The sequence below is a fragment of the Xanthovirga aplysinae genome (genome assembly GCF_009711365.1).
GTDB lineage: Bacteria > Bacteroidota > Bacteroidia > Cytophagales > Cyclobacteriaceae > Xanthovirga > Xanthovirga aplysinae.
In genome coordinates, this window is record NZ_SMMB01001282.1 from 1 (window position 1) to 19,818 (window position 19,818).

General features: G+C 38.6%; 8 protein-coding genes. 3 read left to right on the forward strand and 5 right to left on the reverse strand.

Annotated features, from left to right (window positions below; genetic code table 11):
• Positions 1 to 1,411, forward strand: a 1,411-nt coding sequence (locus E1171_RS23970) for a coiled-coil domain-containing protein (RefSeq protein WP_187696576.1), incomplete at its 5' end; no start/stop codon positions are given.
• 260 nt (positions 1,412 to 1,671) lie between these two features.
• Positions 1,672 to 12,258: a T9SS type A sorting domain-containing protein gene (locus E1171_RS21135; protein ID WP_155208062.1), complete on the forward strand. Its 10,587-nt coding sequence runs from the start codon at positions 1,672 to 1,674 to the stop codon at positions 12,256 to 12,258.
• A gap of 216 nt (positions 12,259 to 12,474) precedes the next feature.
• Here E1171_RS21135 and E1171_RS21140 read toward each other — a convergent pair whose 3' ends face one another.
• On the reverse strand, positions 12,475 to 14,220 hold the full coding sequence (locus E1171_RS21140; protein ID WP_155208063.1) for a M14 family zinc carboxypeptidase: 1,746 nt from the start codon (positions 14,218 to 14,220) through the stop codon (positions 12,475 to 12,477).
• Between the two features lie 854 nt (positions 14,221 to 15,074).
• Between E1171_RS21140 and E1171_RS21145 the strand changes: the two genes are divergently transcribed.
• Positions 15,075 to 16,895: an RICIN domain-containing protein gene (locus E1171_RS21145; protein ID WP_155208064.1), complete on the forward strand. Its 1,821-nt coding sequence runs from the start codon at positions 15,075 to 15,077 to the stop codon at positions 16,893 to 16,895.
• Positions 16,896 to 16,972: 77 nt separating this feature from the next.
• Here E1171_RS21145 and E1171_RS21150 read toward each other — a convergent pair whose 3' ends face one another.
• The 4 genes from E1171_RS21150 to E1171_RS21165 form a co-directional block, all read right to left on the reverse strand.
• The gene (locus tag E1171_RS21150) at positions 16,973 to 17,437 is read right to left on the reverse strand and encodes a hypothetical protein (RefSeq protein WP_155208065.1); all 465 of its coding nucleotides are present in this window, start codon (positions 17,435 to 17,437) and stop codon (positions 16,973 to 16,975) included.
• Positions 17,421 to 17,918 (reverse strand): peptidoglycan recognition protein family protein, encoded by a 498-nt coding sequence (locus tag E1171_RS21155; protein ID WP_155208066.1) that lies wholly within the window; start codon positions 17,916 to 17,918, stop codon positions 17,421 to 17,423. The genes E1171_RS21150 and E1171_RS21155 overlap by 17 nt, the downstream gene beginning before the upstream one ends.
• Before the next feature lie 5 nt (positions 17,919 to 17,923).
• Positions 17,924 to 18,310: a hypothetical protein gene (locus E1171_RS21160; protein WP_155208067.1), complete on the reverse strand. Its 387-nt coding sequence runs from the start codon at positions 18,308 to 18,310 to the stop codon at positions 17,924 to 17,926.
• A gap of 161 nt (positions 18,311 to 18,471) precedes the next feature.
• Positions 18,472 to 19,284 (reverse strand): hypothetical protein, encoded by an 813-nt coding sequence (locus E1171_RS21165; RefSeq protein ID WP_155208068.1) that lies wholly within the window; start codon positions 19,282 to 19,284, stop codon positions 18,472 to 18,474.
• Between the last annotated feature and the right edge of the window lie 534 nt (positions 19,285 to 19,818).

The following is a 19,818-nucleotide window of genomic DNA, read 5'->3' on the forward strand; positions in this document are numbered from 1 at the left end:
TGCAGGAGAAAATTTACAGGATGGGTCTAACTATAATACTTTTTTTGGTCGTTTTGCTGGAAGTGAAGCAACTTCCATTCAAAACACGGTAATAATGGGCTATAAATCAGGTAGGTCAGTCCAAGGCACCAGTAATATTTTTATCGGGAATAGAACAGGTTCTTACATTAATGGAAATTATAATGTGTTTGTAGGCTACCGAGCAGGAAGAAACCCCGAAATGGGAGATGATAATTTTCAAATGACAACAGCCAGTAACAATCTAATATTAGGTAACCAAGCTGGGCAATACGTTGCTGGAGATAATAACATCTTTTTAGGGTTTGAAGCAGGAAAGTATGAAACTGGCTCCAATAAATTGTATATTTCAAATAGTGATACAAGCACTCCACTAATCTACGGAGATTTTTCCAGCCAAATGTTATCCCTCAATGGATGGGTAGGAATAGGAACTTCGGATCCACTTAGCCGTTTACATGTTTACGGCACAAGTGATTATGTTGCTCGCTTTGAAGGGGAAGACCACTCTCTAGTTTATATTGAAGGAACACCGGGTTCAGAAAAATCAGTACGCTTTTTAGAAAGCAATGAAGTAAAGTGGGTTATGGGGATGGATAATAACAATCAGGAATATAATCTAGATGCTTTTGTCGTAAAAACCACCAACAATAGCCTACCTCATTTTTTAATTGATCATGCTAGTGGAAATGTAGGTATCACCAACAAACTGGGCATTGGAGTTGAGAATCCGAATGGGCAATTGCATGTAGGAGGCACTGCTGTTTTCAATGATTTTGTGGGTGTAGGCATAGATAACCCTTCGGATAAGCTTACAGTATTTGATGGGTGGATGAACCTAAAAACTGCAGATAACACCAATGAGCAAGGAATTTTATTCCAAAACTCTGGGAACCATTATTCCTGGAAAATATTTCGTAAAGATGCCTCTGACAACGATCCGGATGACGCTCATTTAGTTTTTGCCGGTGGCCCAAATAAATCAAACCAAGAAGACCTCCCTACCCGAATGATCATTAATAATAGAGGTCGAGTTGGAATTGGCACAGAGGATCCGGGAAGCTATTTGCTTGCGGTCAATGGATCTGTAAAAGCCAAAGAAGTAGAGATTAGTACAGATGGATGGGCCGATTTTGTCTTTGAGGATGATTATGAACTAAGAAACCTAAACGAGGTGGAGTCATTCATTTCCGAGAATAAACATTTACCAGACGTCCCTTCAGAAAGTGAAGTTATGGAAAAAGGGATTAACCTTGGGCAAATGGATGCAGTTTTACTTCGTAAAATTGAAGAGTTAACTCTTTATTTGATTGAACTCAAAAAAGAGAATGAGTCTTTACAGCAGAAAAATAAAATAATCGAAAATCGATTACTACAATTGGAAGGTAATTAATTTTTCGAAGAAAAAAATCTTAGGTGGCCACAATTACCTCTATACCTTTTTCAAATGCTAATAAGGTAAACGTTAGCAAAATTTCTTTCCACTTATAAAATTCTATGGTGGTTTATTGGTGGATTATTTTTTCCTGGATTTTGATATTTCCGAACCCAAAAAGGAGAATAGTTTTCCAGTAATTCAGCTTATTCCTTGGGTTTCCTTTTTTTATAAAGGTTTCCCATTGATTTTCTATCTGATAAAAAATACATATGACTATGAATAAATATATATATCAGTTATACTGCTCCTTTCCGGTAAAGGATAAGGGGCTCATAAAAAGACCCGATAAAAACTTCCTCAAACGATACAGGAAAATAGGTTACTCCATTCTGGTTTTATTCCTACTACTAGGTTCAGCAAAGCTATATGCCCAAGAAGGACCTTCTTTAGGAACAGAGCCTGATATTATCCTCAACGAAGACATAGAAAAGGATACAGTGATAATGGCTTTAAATACCATTAATTCCTCTAGCCGCATAGTTGCCCCTTCTTCCGTTGTTTTTAAAGCCGGAGAGAAAGTTTTTCTTAAAAATGGTTTTAAGATTCAGGAAGGAAGCTACTTTTTAGGTCAAGTGGGGCCTGTATTTACTGCTTCAGAATTGATAAGCGATGCTTATATAGACTTGGAGTGGTATGTAAATGCCGATTACTTAGATCTTCCCAATGACAATGGAACTGTACATGTAGTGTTGTTAGATGAAAACTCAGGAGAGGAAGTTTACCGTGAGGAAGTTTATGTTTTGAACATCAAAGAAAGTGGACAATTAATAGGGTATTACCGCCACTTTGTGGGAGATAATCAAGGTATAGATTACCGAATGAACCTATACTTGGAGGGTGCAGGAGAGGAAGTTTTAGAAAGCATGGACCAAAGTGGAAGGACCTTAGCATTTCTTCCTCCAATCGTTACCGTTTCAGAAGGGAACTTTACTCATAAAGTAGAAATAGAGCTGCAAAATCATTCAGATCTAATCAGCGAATACAGAATTTACAGAATAGATGGGGATGATGAACAATTCTTAGGTTCCTTGACAGGTAATGAATCTTTCTATGAAGATAGCTACACCTTTTCTAATGAGAATAGTTTGATCAATGGAGTGGAATATTCCTACCGAATTGTTCCATATAGCGAACGTTTTGAACGTTTTTATCCTGAACTGGAACAGAAAGGAAGCACTCATGACATTAAACTAATAGCCTCCGATCAACAGGAAGAATCACAGGTAGACCTTAATTGGGAAAATGTAGCCGAATTTGCAGACGAAATTAGAGTGACCCGAGATGAAATCACCTTACAAACGATACCTGCTTCTTCTACATTCTTTACGGATGTTCAACCTACATTTGGAAAAAATCATCAGTATGGTGTAGTTTTAGTAAAAGATGAAACAGACATTGTAGCGGCCTATGATCAAGGTGGAGTGAAAGCAAACGGATTAATTTCCGGTAGAGTGATTACAACAGAAGGAGATTTTGGTGTTCCTGGAGTAGAAATTAACCTTCAAGGCATTGTAGAGGGAGAGCAAATGGAAAAATCCACCACTACAGATGAAACCGGCTTCTATTCTTTCCCTGAGCTCTACTATGGAGAAGAAACCCAATTTACCATAACCGCAAGTTTAGAGGGGCATAGTTTTTCAGAAAATGAGCAAAGCCTCACACTTACTCGTCAACAACCTACTGTAAATGAGGTGAATTTTGGAGATGATTTTCAATTTGAAGCCGGTGGCCTAGCCTTGGAATATAGTAACTTCGAGATCATCACAAACCCTGAAGCCGGAGCGGTGTTTTTTCAAGGCGATGTTACTGTGCCGCAAAATGGGGAATCTGTTTACCTCAAGCTTTATCGAAACGGAGATTTAATTGAATTTATTGATTTTGAACTAAATGAACCAGGTAGAACTTATCCTTCGGTAATCTTTGCAGACTCAACAGGAATACCAGGTCAAAATTATGATTATACTGTTCAGGCTTACATCCAGGATGGAGATGCCATAACCGAAGCTTCTCATGAAGGAAGTACAACTTATCCATTTCCTGCACAAGTCAGAGCTGCGGATATTATAGGTCATTCCAATTCCAATTTAGGCAGAGTGGAATTAAATTGGACCTATGAACAACAGGCCTTACCATTCATTGATGGCTACCATATTTATAGAAATGGAGAATTACTTATTGTCTTGGATGATCCTCATCACACGACTTTTGATGACTTCTCAGGTATGCCCGGAACTTCCTATGAATATGCTATCTCTGCTTTTGTAAACCGGGAAGGGGAATCATTTGAATCAACTCAAACCTTAATCCCTGTAGTCCAATACCCTACTTTACCTTTGGTAACGGCTGTCAATGCACAGGCTGTGAACCAACAGGATAGAGTAGATTTAAATTGGGAATTTCCAGCGGTGCCTTCTAATTACAATTATGAAGGAGTAAACATTTATCGGGATGGGGAGCTGATCGTTTCCGTTTTAAAAGATTTTCCTGGCACTTATTCAGACCAAACTGGAATTCCAGGTGAAAATCATCGATATGAATTCAAAACCTTCAAGAATAATGATCCCCAAGTGGATGAATCTAATCCTGTTAGTTTATCCAAGACCTTTCCAGCTGTAAAAGCGGCGGAAAATTTTTCAGCTTCAGATAATCTGTATACAGGTTTTGTTGAATTGCAATGGGAACACCAATCAGATAATCACCAAGGATTTATTCTTTATCGTAACAACGATGAAATTACAACTTTGCCAGCTGGTAGTAGAAGCTATAAAGATGTGCTAAATGGCCCTGCAACCCAGTATACCTATAAAGTCAAAGCCTTTACAAAAAAAGAAGACAACCTCTATTTATCTTCTGCTCAATCTGACAATGGTAGCCCTAAATCGGATGGTGGATCTGCATTTCCAACAGCTCCTGAAGATTTTGTAGCTACCGATGATTTAGCTGCACATGTCCTATTACAATGGCAGTATCCACAGGAAGTTCTTGCTCAGTTTGAAATCTACAGAGATGAGGTACTTTTAACTACCTTGGCAACTGATAACCGGTTGTTTTATGACTATGAAGCAATACCAGATCAACAACATGTTTATCAAATTCGAGCAATATATGAGGAACAACCCTCCTATTTAGCGGGAGATTTGGGCGGTTTAGCCAGCACTAATCAGCTATCGGGCATGGTAACCACCCGAGAAGGAGGCTACGGCATACCTAACGTGCAGATTAGTTTATCGGCTGACTTACAAGAAAATCAATACTTCCAAAAAGTGGTTACTGATTCTTCAGGGTTTTATAAAGTAGAAGGAATTCCATTTCAGGAAGGTTTGCAAATTAATGTGCAGGCACAATTGCAGAATCATCATTTTGAAGAAGATCAGCAGCAATTTAGAGTGGAAGAGGGTCGTGAAGCTTATGAGTTAAACTTCCTGGATTTGGCATCTGTTTCCATTGTTTCTGGCGATAGCGTAGCTCTCCCAATTGATTTAGTAGCCACTCCAAACCACATCGAACAAAACATCGGCCTGCGTTGGAATGTCAACTCAGCAAATTACTCAGGCTTTAAACTTTACCGTGGATTAGAGGAAATTGCAGACATTTCTTCCCAACATCCCCGACTAGTTGTCGATGAGGAAGGGTTCCCGGGCTTTGACTACACTTATCAAATTCAAGCCTATTGGGATACTCCTCAAGGAAGACAAGTTTCAGCATTTACCACCGTCTCTGGCCATTTCCCTCAAGTTCCGGCTGTGGAGCATTTGCTACTTCTAGCTTTAGACAAGGAAGACAAGGTACAAATTAGCTGGAGTCATCCTTCCAATAAGCACGATTATTATGAAATCAAAAGAGGTGATGAGATTCTGGGATTGGTGCAAACTGGTGAGGAGCTGATTTTTGTAGATAATGATGGAATACCAGGACAATTGTACCATTACACTGTAACGGCTATAAAAAGTGTGGGAGACAATCTCTTTCTTTCAGATCCTGTTTCACAAACTTTGAAATATCCTTTGGTTTCTCCTGTTATGGATCCTGGAGTAGAAAATCCGGTGGGGGAAAACTATATTGTCCTAAACTGGTCTCATCATTCGAATAATGTGACTGGGTATTTAATTCAAAGGGATGGAATAGTGATTGATTCTTTAGATTTCGAAGAAAACTTGAACTCCTATGTCGACAAAGAAGGGATTCCAGGACAAAATCAAGAATATCGAATCATTTCCTACATCATAATAGAGGATCAAACCTATGAATCTGTACCTGTTAAAGTTGAAGTGGATTATCCTGACTTGCAGGTCCCAACAGCTCCAACTCTTGTGAGTTTTGAGGATGAAGGAGTTCTAAATTTAGAATGGCAATATGCTCCTGAATATGTGGAAGGGTTTAATATTTATCGGAATGGGGAATTGATAGGCTTGGTGTCAAGCGATCAGCCTTTTGTCTACTTAGATAATAATGGTACTCCGGAGGAAGTAAATACTTATCACATCGCTGCATTTGATGTTAGAGGTAATCAGACTTTTGAATCTCCACTAACCTCATTTTCCAATGCAATGCCATATCCTAAAGTTCCTGCACCATTTATTTCCAGGGCTTCCTATGGAGAATTCATCCATTTTGTGGAACTGGAATGGAACTTTGAACCAACCAATGAAGATGGTTTTTACATCTATAGAGGTGGTAAAATCATAGCAACCGTACCTTCAGGAAAAAGGAAATTTAAGGATGTTATTGATGAGGTACAGCGGGATGGTTTCAATTATGCCGTACAAGCCTTTAGAATTATCAATTCTCAAGAGTATCGTTCCGAACTAAGTAATTACGAAACAGGAAATACAAACTTCAACGATATTGTAGCGGGAGAAAATAAATTCTCGGACTTCTCAGCAAGCCAAGGGGATTACACCAATAAAGTAAGAGTAAATTGGGTTTACCAGGGAGGCTTAAATGAGTTAAAAATTTATCGAGATGACATTTTCCTGGAGACCGTTTCTTCCTCTCAGGGTTACTATGATGACTTGGAGGCCATCCCAGGAAAAGAATATGTCTATAGAGTAAGCGCCGAAATGCGATACAATGTTGGACATGGCCCAGTCACCCAAATAGAAAGTACTCTTGCGGCTAAAGGTTTTCGGGCTGCCAACGGTACCATTCGTGGGTCAGTAGTAACCCAAAATGGAGCAATCGGAGTTCCAGAGGTAGAAATTAAGGCTACTGCCCTCATTGATGGAGAACGCCATAGTTATACGGCTAAGACTGACGTTGAAGGAGATTTTGAATTTTTAGGAGTATTTTATGATGAAAATGCTGACTACGAAGTGTCCGTTACTTCAGTAGGTCACCAACTCCTTGAAGAGAGATTGGTTGCTCAATTAGGGACAGATGAAAAGCTTGCTCAATTAGCTCCTTTTGTTGATCAAACTTCATACGTCATTCGGGGAATAGCCCATAGGAAGGATGTAAGTTGTGGCATCAATGATTTGGAAGTAACACTGATCACAAGAGATGTGAATGGAAATGAAATCCGCAGTGAATCCCCAACAACCAACGATGAAGGTATGTATTCCTTTGCAATTAATCCTTTGAATAAAGAGGTGGGCAGTTATAGCTTAAGTATTGCAGATCAAAAGGAGTATTTTGTCGAAGATGCCCAACAAACCGCATATTACCAATTTGAGCAATCTCAATGGGTAATCACTAACTCTCTGGACTTACCAATGGAAACGGTTATTGATTTTGTGGAAACTACCACTTATCCAGTTCAAATTAGTATTGGTAGTGTTTGCGGAACCATAGGCACCAACAAATACGACCTTCGGGTAAGTGCTAAGGATAACTGCTTTTCCCAAACTTTCCAAAGTGATGAAAATGGGAATCTGACACTCAACCTTCCTCCTTTGGACTACAAATTTACGGTTACGGGAGTAGATCAACCGACTACTGGAAACCTGGCGGTGGTTGATTATCTAAGGGTTAGAAGTCTTGAGTTTGATCTTTTATCTGTCCATCAGCAAATAGAAAGCGAAGAGCTGAGTTGGGAGGAAGTAGAGGGAGATCTGGATCTTAATTTCACTTTTCATAAAACTCCTGAAATCCATATTGGGGGACTGGAAGAGTTCTTATGTGGCGATCCTGCATTCCCCGCACTAATGGAGCAGGGGAAGGCCTACACCTTAGATATTTCGGTATCTGAATTATTTGAAGATCTATGTGAAGTAAATGAAGGATTTCTGGTTATCAAAAATCAAGCGGCAGAGGAACAAAATATTACCTTGCCTTATGACGATGAGACACAAAGCTTCCCTGCTTATTCTTTTGTGGCAGGAGAACCAAACACCATTAGCCCTCATACGCTAAATCTAACGGTAGAATACCATACGGAAAATGGAGGCTTCCAAGGAGAAGAAATACAACAAATAGTAGTATTAGGACAAAAATCTCCTCCTGGTAATGATGTTATTGTAGAAGTGGATCGAACCGAAGGTGGACAAGTTCAATTGCCATTATTTGTTTTGAGAGACCCTCCTGGAGACGGTAGTTTTAGTTATGTGGAAGAAGGTTACGCCTTTGAAAAAACTCTTACCGTAAGTGATATGAATTCGGGAAGTGGTGGAGTATTGTTCAATGGAAGCTTTTCAGCCTTCGGTATTGGAATAGTAGGAGAAACCGAAACCAGAGCAGGTGGTGGAGAAGGAGAATCAGCTTCCTTTACTGTATCCACCAGCACCACAGAAAGGATTCAAACTTCATCGAGCTCTGAGATCTGGACCACAGACGATAACTTCTTAATTAGTGAAGCAGCAGATGTAATTGTGGGAGCAGGATTAGCGGCTGCCTACGGTATCACTGAAAAAATCACCCTGGATGATGAATGTAATATCGTAAAAAGCTCATTGATAAGTTTGTCTTCTAACCAGATTAAAACTAAATGGATTTATACGGTAAAACAAGTGGAAGAACTTATTCTGGGGTACGAAAGACAACTAGAAGAACTGGAAGAAGGAACATTTAGTATTGAAGGTTTAACCAAGCAAGCCGCCCACGATTACCTGACTGTACTTAAGGAAAACTGGGACCAGGTCCTCAAATACCACAGAAACGAAACCGTTCCACATTGTAATGTCTGTGACGTTGAAAACTTGCCAGAGCCTTTTAAAACGGCGGTAAAAGGAAAAGCTGAGTATAATGAATTTTGTGATAAGGTTCGCATCAAAGATGAAAGTGGGGAGTATATCCTTAATCCGGATTTTGTTTGGACAGAAGCCGACATGGAGACCTATAATAAGTTAAGCTTGTTTAAGGCCGACTTAGAAGATTATATTGCTTTCACCTATGTGGATCGTGCTGCCATAAAAGAGGGCGTTTCCGAAGCAGTCAACATTACCGATGAGATATTGAACAATGTTGATTTAGATGGAGAATATAATGCATTATATGGACCTAAAGTGGAAAATATTGAATTTAGCGGAGGCTTTGACGAATATGCCAATGAAGTCGCTATTGCCAAATCCAGTTTGAGGGGTTATCAACAGCAGACATTCTTTGAAAGTGAAAACTTTATAGGAGTTCTTTACCAGATTAAGACCAATGCTGTAACCACCTTTGGACTTGGTGTTCAAACAGGTATCTCTACAGAAGTGGTGGAGTCTGAGGAGAGAATTGGATTAGTCTGGAATTATAATTTTGAGTTTGAAAAAGAAAAAGAAAACACAGAAGAGGTTTCTGCCACCGTTGGTTATGTTTTAGCTGATGACGACGCAGGAGATAAATTCAATGTGACGGTTGTTCGAGGAATTTCGCCTAGCCATACGCCTTATTTTGGCTACGTGGAAGGAGGAAGAAGCTCATGTCCCTGGGAGCCTAATACTATTCCAAGAGACATTCCATTGTTAACTTTGGAAAGAGAAGATGGCTCTTTTGTCAATAACAGACAAGATAATGTAGATCCTGAAGGAGCTGCCTTATTCCCATTAAAGCTTTCCAGTGGAAATACTTTTGGAGAAGACCGATGGTATCAATTATACGTGGCAGAAAATGCCAATTCCATGGGAGCGGTAATAAAAGTTAATGGCATGCCATTAACCACTCAGGAATTTTTAATTCCAGCGCAAGAATCAATTTACGTTACTCTTAGCGTAGAGAAAGGATTAGCCTCCTTTGATTACGATGATTTAGAGATCGGGCTGACAGCTGCCTGTGAAGATACTGAACAGGTCATATTGCCACTAGAAGCCTATTTTAGAAGGCCTTGTAGCGGTGTCAGTATTTTATCGGATGGGAACCTGACTACCGAAGAAGGAAAATGGTTAATCCGAAAAGTGTCAGAAGGAGAAAGTGAATCCCTTGGGTTAAAGTTAGTGGATTACGACCCTTACAATGAAATCCTGCAGGAAATTCATCTTCAATATCGTTTGGTAGGAGAATCGGAATGGAATACCATAACTTCCTATACGAAGGCGGATTTAGTGACTTACTTTGAAACTTATCAAAGCACTTATCCTGAACCTACTTTACCTTATACCTGGGATATTACAGAATTAGACTTAAGAGACGGAAATTATGAGGTAAGGGCAGTTAGTCAATGTGCTGGGGGAGAAAGTACATCCAATAAATTAGCTGGAATAGTTGATCGTACTTCTATTCGTCTCATTGGTGATCCGGAACCAGCCGACCGTATTTTATCTTTGGGAGATGAAATCTCATTTACTTTTAATGAGTTAATCGAGCAAAATGCTTTCAACCCAGCTGATGTGAATTTGGAAACTACTGATGGAGTCCCTGTATCAATGAATGCGGGTGTGATTGACCAGAAAGTAATCATTACAATGGACGGTCCTACTTTGAATGAGTTAGATGGCCAAAGTTTAATTGCAAGAGTAGAGAAAGTTCAAGATATCTATGGAAATGCCTTAGAGGAAGAAGTTAGTTGGGAGTTTAAAGTACAACAAAGTCCAGTCTATTGGTATCCGGAGATATTGGAAGTGGATATAGTCAAAGGAGAAAGTAAAATCATAGAGGCACCATTACATAACTCCAGTGAAAATGATTATACTTTTGAAATAAGTGAGTTAGAAGCTACTTCCTGGTTAACCACTTCTCAGAACTCCGGAGTGGTGTATCCTTCCGGGTTTGATTTACCATTGACAATAGAAAGCCAAAGTTTGGAATTAGGGCTTCATGAAACTTCCATAGCAGCACAAATTTCCGGTTTTCAGGATCAAGTCTTACAAATCCGTGTAAATGTTCTCCAAAAGAGTCCTAGTTGGGAGGTTGATGATAATGCATTTGGAAGTAGTATGATTGTCAAAGCTAATTTCAAAATCGATGAAGGGGAAACTTCTATGGATAATCGAGACCAAATTAGTGTCTGGATTGGAAATGAGATTAGGGGCGCTGCTTACATTCAGGAAATAAGTGATGGAATCCCTGTGGCCTCCCTTACTATTGGCGGAAACCTAGAAGATGTGGGGCATGAATTAGAGTTCAGAGTCTGGGATGCCTCTGAAGGAGTGGAATACGATGGGCACCCACAAAGTATGTTGACTTTTGAAGAAGATGGAATTAAAGGAACAAGCCGAAATCCTGAAATTTTGCAAGTGAGAAGCAATCAGGATGAAGCCCGATATATTCCTTTACAAGCTGGATGGAACTGGATTTCCTTCAATACGGAGTTGGTCAATAATGATATCAATTATGTATTGAGAACTTTAAATCCTAGCCCGGATGACCACATTGAAACCAGAGAAAGGGCAGCAGACTTTCACCCTGAACAGGGGTGGATTAGCCAGGATGGACTAGACCAACTTCACGTTGAAAAAGGATATAAGCTGCATTTGGCCCAGGTAGATACATTAAGAATAAGTGGAGCACCTGCTTCTGCTGACCCGGTGTTCCTTGCACAAGGCTGGAATCTAATCGGTTACCCTTTGCTGGAAACCCATATACCTGAGGATGTTTTGCAAATAAATCCTTTACATGAAGGAGCCTTACTTAAGGATGCCAATTCAAATGCAGAATATTTTGATGGTCGTTGGAATGGAACCCTAAGCCAGCTTCAACCGTATCATGCTTACGAAGTGAATGTTTCTGAATCTGCTATTTTAACTTATTCAAATGGGAATCCAGGAATTGCTCAAAGCAGCAGAATGGACTCTGAAACTGAAGGGATAGATTACACAAAACGTTCTCCAATTGAAGATTGGCAGGTAGATCCAACTGATTACCGATTTAATATGACTATCGTCGGGGAACTGAGCGCCATTGAGGACCAACTTCCATCTGAAGGAAGTATTGTAGCTGCCTTCGTAGGAGAAGAGTGTCGCGGATTGGGACAACTAATTTACCAGGAGAAGCTCCACAAATATCTATTGAATGCATTTGTATATGCCAATCAATCTGAAGGCGAAAAATTGCATTTCAAAATTTATGATGCTTCAAATGGAAAAATCTACCATGCATCCAACAGAGAAACCTTTGGTGCTAATCAATTGGTAGGAAGTTTATCACAGCCCTATCAATTTAAAAGTGGAATGTTGGCAGAATTTCCAACAGATCTACTACAAGTTTCTCCTAACCCATTCTCCACAGAAACCACTATTTCATATACGGTTCCGGAAAAAGGCTTAGATGTGCGACTTGAAGTATACAATATGCTTGGGCGCAGAATCGCCATGCTAATCAACAACTCTAACCATGAGGCTGGATTATTCCAAAGAGAATTTCAGGCAGATGGATTAACGGCTGGTATTTACATCATAAAAATGAAGGTAGGAGATCAGTTGGTTACCGAAAAAGTGATCGTTCGTTAACAAATAAGTTTATCGGGGAGGCTTTTTGTTCTTACTTCGTATATAAAAGAGGAGCAGAAATATTTTTTCCTCCCCACAATATTAAAATAGCCAGACCCAAGATGGGATCTGGCTACTTTTTTATCAGACGAAAATATTTTGGGAGGATACCATCCTCTTTGTCCTGAAAAATAAAATTCAAAAGAAGGAAAGATTCCCCCCCAAGGGATAAACCAACTATTTTTCTAACCGAAAAACTGGATACCTTAAATGAGCCTCCTCATAGTATGGGGAGTGTTGATAAACAAAATTTAATTGAGCATAAGCATTTTTGGCGAACTCCGTATCTCTTTTTTTTTCAGCCTCTAATTTTTTCTGCAAATCAGCATTATTAGCCAAAAGATAGGCCGCCTCATCCTCAAAAACATAAGGAGAAAAATGTTCTTTTTGCTGCAGAATAGCATCAAAGAAATTCCAGTTAAAAAAGGAATCCGGGGCCTTTGGTTCCAGAGTCTCTACAATATAGCGATCTGCAGCCTGACCGGTATAAACTATATAATCCCCTTTCAATAATCTTACCTTTTCATTTTCTTTCTTTAATTCCACTTTTGAGTGTGGATAATGCCCTTCATAGACAAATCTTGAGGTCTGATAGTCTTTGATGTGATATACGGCCAAAGAAACGGTAGTATCCCTTTCAAGTTGTTGCATGACAACCTGATTGGTTTTCAAGCGATCAATCACTTTATGCCAACCCTGAGGAATGACATAGGCCTTAGGTTTATTTACATTGGCTGTTGCATTATAATGATCATAAAACTTTACCTCTTTTTCGTAAGGCTTGTTTCTATCATAGTATAATCGAGGCAATCCACTTACCTTGCTTTTTTTAAAACCACCTTCATAACCTTTAAAAGTCAAAGTAGAATATTGAGTAGAATCCACTGCCCAACTCAATGGAAAAGATTGTTGCTGTGCCACAGCTTGCTTCTGCTGTGCTCTAAGCTCCCTTATTTCATTTCCCTTTTCGGCAGTAAATTCTGCAAATGTCTCCATTAAAGCATAAGTTGCCTCCACCCTATCTTTATAGGGTTTCAACATATGTGTTTCGGCCATATAGCCAATGGTATTAAATAGTGTGGTGTACCCAGTAGAGTAGCGAGGATTATCTATAAATTGAATCCAACCGTTATCTGGTGTATTCCTGGTTCCCCAAACATTCACATAAGGAGTGGTATCAAAATTTTTATCCTTCATAGTTCGGTAAACTTCAGGCAACATTTCCTTCTCCAGAAAATCCCCCAATACCCCACCCAATTTATCTTGTTGAGTAGGCAACAAAGTCATGACATACTGATAGTCTGCCCCATTACTCACATGAGTTTCCAGATATACATCAGGATCTAAAAAATGGTAGATTTTAGCAAAGCTTCGTGCATTTTTCGAATCATTTTTAATAAAATCTCTATTGAGGTCCAAATTTTGGGCATTACCTCGGAAACCATAGGCTTCAGGACCATTTTGGTTTGCCCTAGTAAATGAATTTCTATTTAACGCCCCACCTATATTATAAAAGGGCACCACCGCAATAATGACATCCTTCCATTTCTTCTGCTTCTTTTTATTCAAAGCTAAATTCCGAAGAAAAAGCATACTGGCGTCAATGCCATCAGACTCCCCAGGATGAATCCCATTATTGATAAAAAGCACAGTCTTTCCCTTTTGCCTGCTTTTATCAAGGTCAAAATCTTCTTCCACATCAAATAGGATCAAATGAAGAGGATGCCCACTATCAGTAGGCCCCATTTCCTTTATCTGGATCATAGGAAATCCCTGAGCCAACATTTGAAAGTATTGCATTCCTTCGTGGTAGGTGACGGTTTTCTTTCCCTCGCTCTTTTCAAATTTTGTCAAATATTTATCCTGGGCCAGAAGAGGACTTAGATTTAAAATAAGTCCTAAAAAAATGAAGATATTTTTCATTGGAATTTGATAGATTTAAAAATTTTATTTGGGAAACAAGATACAAAATCTTCTTTTGGTTTGTTTGGCCCGAGATGGGAAGGAATTAATTTAGATCAAAAAACACCACCAATACTTATACTTTCAAATGAAGCTGTAAATTAAAATGGAGTCACAAAAACTAATGTAAATATTAATAAAAGAGCTTGATTAATTCTTGCTTTATTACTTATCATATAAGTATTCATCTTGTCAATTATTTTCAACTTTTTAATCTACTTTTGCAGTTACTTCACGTTTCCCTCTTCCTCACTGACAATGAGGCCGAATTTCTTTAAGAATTTCAAAAAGTTTCTTTTGCAAAAAAGAAAATCTAGATCTCCTGCTTTTTGCCAAAAAACATTTTCAACAATATTAGTAATGATAACTCCTCTTCAATAAAAAAATACACATTCCTGTCTTACAATTATCGGGAAAGCGCCTTTTATTGTTAAACTCAAGGTTATTGCAGAATCCAAAATGCTCTCCTCCAAATTCGGATAGTAATTCAAAAATTTTCTCAAAATTTAAGGCCTTTAGCTTTTTATTCTAATTCTGCATCAGCTCGGAGGTGATTAGAATTAATATTTTGAACGAAACCCTACTTAATAATAAAAGCCAATCCCATAACACTACAATTCATTTACAAAAAACATCCCAAAAACAATTTCAATCTAAAATAAACAATATACATAATCCTTAATATTAGGTTTTAAATATCAAATTAATTAAATTAATTAAAACACCTAACCACAACTAAGTATAAATATCTTAATTATAGATATTTCCTTTTAAACACAAACAAACCGCTATTTAAAACCTCTAATAAAAAAACCATGAACCTCGTTAAATTCTACTGTACAATTGTCATAATCTTATTTTTATGCCAAAAAAGTTGGGCTCAAGCAGATTATGAAGGGATTCCCTTAAAAAACATAGAGGAAAGCTTCAAAATGTTGGCCGATTATGAAAATGGGAAGCTTACTTCCGCAGAGTACAAAGTCACTAATACCAAGGCTGTGGGTATTGGACTATTAGATCCCATTGTTTTACACTTACAAAGTGCTACCAAATATAAAGATTGTATTTACTGGATTCACAGTGAATTTAAGGGGACTCGGTCTTTTATGGTGGTAGCTCAGAGAAAGGATGGAAAATATAATGTGAAGAAAGTTAAGCTTCCTCGATTTATGAACTCTTCTTGTGGAGATGGGAATGAAGTTAACCATCCCAGTAATATGCAACTTATCGGGAAATTTTTGATGATTAGCATAGAAGCTGAATATAACCCTTTGAGTAGTTCGTATAGGGACCGTCACCATATGTTCATTTTTTATGACTTGTCTGATCCATATAATCCAGTTCGTTTACCTACTCGCATAGAAGATTGTAGCTCCAATACCTATGGGGGAGGAATAGCCTACCACCCTATCTTAGAAAGATATTTTGTGGTCACCAGCGGAGGGAAAGTCTACAAAAGTAATGCTTATAAACTAGGAGATAGTAAGCTAGCTTTTGAAAAAATTGGGAATCTGTCCAGCACCAGTGGCATAAAGGTTTCGGCCGGTAATAATTTATTGGCTCAAGAAGATGGAAACCTCTATTCGGTAGCATTTAACGGAAATGACAGCCATAATGATAACCGCCTTCACCTAAGGAAGGTAATTAATGCTGAGGGTGAAATTGAAATGGGGAATAAAATTACTTACAATTTGGGGAAAAGAAATGGCACGCATTTTCGCTGGGGAGCAAGTATGGTAGTGCACTCCCCAGAATCATTTACCATCATGGCCAATGAAAGGGAATTGCATTCCGGTGGTTTTAGTGATTATTCCAGAATTCGGGAATGGCCAGTTGACCCTGCTTTACCCTATCCGGGAAGAACCTACAGAATCAGACCAAAATGTAAGGCTGCGGAAGATTTTAGTTTACAGGTCTGGGCTGGAAGTTCGAGCAATGGGAAAAATATTCAGATGCAAAGTAAATACGAAGATTGGGAGTATTGGAAAGTCGTTAGGTCGTCGGATAAACAAGGTTATTTATTAAAAAATGCCCATACAGGAAGGTTCATTTCTGTAAAAGATAAAAGCACCAAGAATTACGCTACTGTCCACCAGTGGAAAGACGATAACAAAAATGATGATAACAATACCCTAAGGTTTGAACCGCTAGGTAATGGCTTCTTTGTATTACGTTTCCGGCATTCAAATCGTGCATTGGCTATTCAGGGCTCTTGTTCAGACATTGCTCGACAAACCAATGTACGGCAAGAAGAGTATAGGGGGTGGAATGATATGAAATGGGAGTTTGTAAGAGAAAATATGAGCAGCAGATCAGCTCTTTTATCTGGAAAAGAGGCTAATGTGGAAGAAAATGAGTTTTCTCTAGAGTCTGGTTTAAGTATAAGTCCAAACCCCTCCTCTTCCGAAATGCTGATTTCTTATGTAATAGAAAAAGACGTTCTCGCAACCATTAAAATTTTAGACATAAATGGAAAGCTTTTATTTGAAACCCAACAAGAGGCTTGGGCAGGCCAAGAAAATCATTTTCATTGGAAAGGTCAAAAGAATAATGGAAACCCTCTTCCAAAAGGTATCTACCTTTGCCTAGTACAAGCGGGCAATGAAAGGTTTATGAAGAGAATTGTTAGGTATTAAAAAAGAATAAATTAAACAAAGCGCTCGCCTTTAATAAAAGGCGAGCGCTTTGTTCCCTAGTTTTTATAACTACATTTTTACTTTTCTTTCTCCACAGCCGATTTGGAAGTTCCAAAATAATAAGCAAAAACCGTCAAGGCCACACCTTCAACCATTCCCAAAAGCTGGTGAAAGAGAGAGCTGTTTTTCATAGGAAGAAAAATAACCGCCAGTACAATCAAAATAAAAGAGCCCAAAGCGGTGGCTCCAGAAGCAATCATAAGCCAGTCCGTCATGCCAGTACGTTTCACTTCAATTTCTCTTTGACGGGCACTGACCCGGTCTTCAAGTTCCAAACGAGTTAGTTCCAGCTCATAATTTTTCAAAGCAACCCTCAGTTGCTTTTTTTCCTCATCCGAAAGACCTCTTTCATGCTGTACTAAGTTTTTAACAATACCCAACACCCCTTTATCTGGCAGCACATTACCAATTACTTTCATGGCTTGAGGGAGTTTTTTTTGTAATAGTTTCCCTACTGCGGTTTCTTTAAATGGTTTTTTCATTGTAGTAAATGTTTGAATCAATTAAACTGGAAGGAATACCAATAGATTGAGCCCATTGGGATACGTCAAAAGAAGGACAATCTTTGGTTGCATTGACCTGATTATGACCAATGAGTTTAACCTTGGGCCAAAGCATGGTATGCATTTTAACAAAGTTCTCCAATGCCACCAATTGCTCTACCGTTCGTGTGTCTTTGGTGGTCCTACCATTTTTTGCCAGGCCTCCAATGTAACAAATGTGTCTGCTACGACCATTCCACCCTCGGGCACCATTAGAAATTTCCCAAGAAGAAATCGAATCATCCCTATCAAAAGGAATTAACAGATCAAGTGTTCCATCTAAAAGGAAAAGTCCTGAGTAACCTACCTTAGACCAGCCTCTTTCCTGTAGGTGCCAACGTTCAATGTCGGTTCTATCAAACCACATACCCTCTGGAGTGGCTGAACAATGGATCATTAAATGTGTGAAATTATTTTTCATCTTTTTTATAGTTTACTTTTTATCACTTCGTACAGGCCCTGAAGGGTTGTTTCTAACTGGATAATAGCTTTGGTGCTTTGCGTTTGAATTATTTTAATGTCATTAATTTCATCTTTCTGAATAGCCTGAAACTCCAAAATACGACTATGGAAGCCTTTCTGCTTTTCTTGTAATTTGAGTATTTCTTCCTTGTTTTCTTGGATTCGGCCTTCCTGAGCCTTTACAAGGCTATGCAAATCCTGCAAAGCCTTTTCAAGGTTATCCGTCTTGTGAGAGAGTGTATTTTTAGTGAGTGCATCTTTTGCATGCCTCACCGAAATGGCACTAATTACTCCTATAAGAAAGGTAATTAGGCTGGCCGAAATAGACAAAGTGGTAATATCTACTTGCATAAAGAAAAATTATAATTGTTGATTAGTTTATGTTTTTCGCTTTTGGAAAATTTTTATCGCTTTATCTCATTTATAAAGCATACAGGCACCGTCAAAAAAGAAGTTCTGAAATGGATGAGGCACTTTTTCCCTTCTTCTATTATTATATTTGTTCCTTCCGTTTAGCAAATTCTTGATTGCGCCTCAATTAACAATTTTAAATGGTACATCTCCCCATTCCTATACAATTGCATAGCTTTTATATGGTGGGCTTTACTTCCCTTGTAAACATTTACTTTATTATAGGTGGATAAAATATGGTTTACACATTTCAAATGAGGGGTGCCCATTATTTCCTCCCAATAAAAACAGTCCTGAGCACTAAATTGAACATGGTCTTTATCCTGATCATCAAAAATCTTATCTAACACTTTTCGACTAACGGTATGGATAATGTTATGAATGTAAAGGGCCTTGGGAAAGCTATAAGGAAAATTCATAATATCCATTTTTCTACCTAGGGCTTTGAGCCATTGACTAAAAAAAGCATCACTGGTAAAATAGTTTTTCCAAGGAGGCCGATAAATGTCAATCATTGCCAAAGTATTTTTGGAAAATAAATTCAGAAAGCTTGTTTTCTCAAAAAAGAAAGGAGGATGGGTGCCCATCTCAAGGTAAGGCTCCCATTCCACTGGGGTTTTTCCTTTCTTTCTAAAATATTGCCGGGCCTGTTCCAATTCACCATCGGTCTCCAAAGAAGGCCCAACCTCCCGTACCTCCATCATTCGAGAAAGATCAAACCTATCAGGATCATGTTTAAACACTTCTAGCTTTAAAAGTTCCTTAGCACCCACAACCCGCACCGTCCGCCTCATTTCTTGCCTGTTATACTCTTCAATTCGTGTAGAAATGGTCCCTATTTTTTCCTCCAGGAGATGTGCAAAGTCATCAGAGGGCAACAATGGCCCAAAATTATATTTTTTGGTTTTAAACATAAATGAATTGGTTGTTAGTTGAAATAAATGCTGTCTTCCTAAACCTACCCTGGGGATAAACCAAATTAAGGCTCTAGCGAGATACTCATACTAGTTTGGAGCATTTACTTCTACAAAGGGAAATTTTCTTTCTAAGGAAGCTCTTTCTTAGTTTTGGCCTCAAGCCGGCCAGGCTCTTACTTTTTTCATTACCAAAAAAGTAAGCAAAAAGGCTAGAACTAAAAATGCTTCTCCACTCAAAGCAACCCACTCTCCGCTTATGGCTCAGACCAACCTTTTGGAATGCTTATAACTAATACTTCGTATAAGCCATCTAAGGTCTCCTATTTATCAAGAGTTCAAGAGAGACTCTCAACGCTATCAATTTAAACTCTATTTTTAATCCAATGGGATTAATAGCAAAAGAGAATGAAGGATAACTCCTACAAAATTTAGTACATCCACCCTTGCCATAAAAGAGGGCAGGTCGAAAATCTTGGCGGATGAGCCTTAAGATTTTCTTGACTTTTTGGTTCGTTTTTGTGTCAAGACAAA

Excerpts from the sequence above, each read along its gene's own strand:
- E1171_RS21140 (WP_155208063.1), bottom strand. The coding sequence starts at position 14,220 with ATGAAAAATATCTTCATTTTTTTAGGACTTATTTTAAATCTAAGTCCT.
- E1171_RS21165 (WP_155208068.1), bottom strand. The coding sequence starts at position 19,284 with ATGTTTAAAACCAAAAAATATAATTTTGGGCCATTGTTGCCCTCTGAT.
- E1171_RS21135 (WP_155208062.1), top strand. The coding sequence starts at position 1,672 with ATGAATAAATATATATATCAGTTATACTGCTCCTTTCCGGTAAAGGAT.
- E1171_RS21155 (WP_155208066.1), bottom strand. The coding sequence starts at position 17,918 with ATGAAAAATAATTTCACACATTTAATGATCCATTGTTCAGCCACTCCA.
- E1171_RS21145 (WP_155208064.1), top strand. The coding sequence starts at position 15,075 with ATGAACCTCGTTAAATTCTACTGTACAATTGTCATAATCTTATTTTTA.
- E1171_RS21160 (WP_155208067.1), bottom strand. The coding sequence starts at position 18,310 with ATGCAAGTAGATATTACCACTTTGTCTATTTCGGCCAGCCTAATTACC.
- E1171_RS21150 (WP_155208065.1), bottom strand. The coding sequence starts at position 17,437 with ATGAAAAAACCATTTAAAGAAACCGCAGTAGGGAAACTATTACAAAAA.